The organism is Kitasatospora sp. RG8, from assembly GCF_017813315.1.
In the GTDB taxonomy this organism is placed as follows: Bacteria; Actinomycetota; Actinomycetes; order Streptomycetales; family Streptomycetaceae; genus Kitasatospora.
This window is the reverse complement of sequence record NZ_JAGIYX010000084.1, coordinates 1-1,896: the sequence shown is the minus strand read 5'-3', so window position 1 is coordinate 1,896 and position 1,896 is coordinate 1. Positions and strand designations below refer to the sequence as shown.

Genomic DNA, 1,896 nt, shown 5'->3' with positions numbered 1-1,896 from the left:
GCACGGCTGCACCTGTCCGAGGGCACCGTCCGCAACTACCTGTCGTCCATGGTCGCCAAGCTCGGCGCCCGCAACCGGATCGACGCCCTGCGGATCGCCCGGGACTCCCACTGGATCTGACCCGCGCCCCGGGCACCCCCGGAAGGCGAGCCGCAAGGCCGGCGGAACGCGGGCCGGAATGCGGGCCGGACAGCCCCGGCCACGGCCGGTCACGGCCACGAATACGGGCGTACACCGCACCCCGGGGAACTTTTGGGAAAATCCCCGGGGAAGCTGCCGGAAACACCGCGGGGAAAATCCCGGGGAGGCCTCCGGAAAAAGGCGTGAAGAAGTCCCGCGGGGGCTTTCCAGCCCACGGTGGAACCTCCCGGGAACACTTCGGGGAAATAAGTGACTCAGGAGCCTGAAGCGGCTCCGGGGTAATCCGCCGGAAACCTCTCTCCGCCCGTCCCGGCCGGGAATTTCCGGCCGGGGCGGGCGGAGGGAGGTTCAGCGCAGCAGTCCCAGGCGCATCGCCCCGTCCAGGCGGATCGTCTCGCCGTTGAGCATCGGGTTGTCGACGATGTGGGCCACCAACGCGGCGAAGTCGGCGGGCTCGCCGAGCCGGCCCGGGTGGACCGTCCCGCGCAGCAGCGCCTCGCGGACGTCCGCCGACGCGCCGGCCAGCATCGGCGTCTCGAAGGGGCCGGGCGCCACGGTCACCACCCGGATCGCACGCCGGGCCAGGTCCCGGGCCAACGGCAGGGTCATCCCCACGACCCCCGCCTTCGAGGCCGCATAGGCCGCCTGCCCCTCCTGCCCGTCGTAGGCGGCGACCGAGGCGGTGCAGACGATCACGCCACGGTCCCCGTCCCGGACCTCGTTGCGGGCCATCTCCTCCGCGGCCAGCCGCACCAGGTTGAAGGTCCCGGTCAGGTTCGCGTGCACCACCTCGGCGAACTCCGCCAGCGGCAGCACCCCCGAACGCCCCAGTACCCTGCCCATCCGCGCGGTGCCCGCACAGTTCACGGCCACTCCCAGTCGGCCCAGACGCGCCGCGGTCTCCACCGCCGTCCGCACGTCCGCCTCGTCGGCGACATCTCCGACCACCACCGGCACACCACCCAGCTCGGCACCGGCCTTCGCCGCCCGCTCGGGCTCGCGCCCCATCACCACCACCCGGCAACCGCCTTCCAGCAGCCGCCGGGCGGTGGCCAGCCCCAGCCCCGAGGTCCCGCCGACGACAAGAGCCACGTTCCCAGCAACGTTCACGACTGTCCCCCAGATCTCGGACGGCCCTCCGGCACACACCGGACACGGACCCCAGCACGGACACAACAGGCACAACAGCAAGTGCAGGCGGAGCAGGCGATACCGGCACCGCAGGTGGTGCGGGCACAGCAGGTGGTGCGGGCACAGCAGTGGTCGGGAGCACCGGGCGCTACGGCCGGTACGGCGCCACCGGTGGTACGGGCGAAGTGGGCGGGGCAGGCACCACGGTCCGGCGGCTCACCGGCCGGGGCCGGGCCGGGCCGGTGAGCCGACCACGTCCGGGCCAGATCCCGGACGCACAACCCACCGACCCCGGCCGGGCCTGTCGGTCAGTCCTGCACCGCGACCAGGCCTCGCTCCTCCTGCTCCCCCTCCACCACCGGCGCACCGGTGCGCGGCAGGACCGTGAACGCCACGACCGCCGCCGCCAGCAGGACCACCGTCCCCACGCTCATCCCCAGCGCATACCCGTCGTTCAGCGTCACCGGGGTCACGTGCGTGCCCGTACGGTCGTGCGCCGCCGTCCCCAGCGCTGCGAGTCCGAGTGATGCGCCGATCTGGCGTGTGCTGTTGAGGAGTCCGGATGCGCTGCCTGTCTCGTGTGCCGCCACGCCCGCGGTCGCGATGGAGACTGCCGGTGCGAGG

The 1,896-nt window shown here is 72.9% G+C and carries 2 protein-coding genes and 1 pseudogene; 1 reads left to right on the top strand and 2 read right to left on the bottom strand.

Going from position 1 to position 1,896, the window contains the following annotated elements:
- Nucleotides 1-120, top strand: a 120-nt coding sequence (locus J5Y04_RS41110; protein ID WP_209417660.1) for a LuxR C-terminal-related transcriptional regulator, incomplete at its 5' end; no start/stop codon positions are given.
- 369 nt (nt 121-489) lie between these two features.
- Here the strand turns inward: J5Y04_RS41110 and J5Y04_RS41105 are convergent.
- Nucleotides 490-1,251: an SDR family NAD(P)-dependent oxidoreductase gene (locus J5Y04_RS41105; RefSeq protein WP_209417664.1), complete on the bottom strand. Its 762-nt coding sequence runs from the start codon at nt 1,249-1,251 to the stop codon at nt 490-492.
- A gap of 329 nt (nt 1,252-1,580) precedes the next feature.
- A pseudogene (locus J5Y04_RS41100) lies at nt 1,581-1,896 on the bottom strand (MFS transporter); the annotation flags it as partial.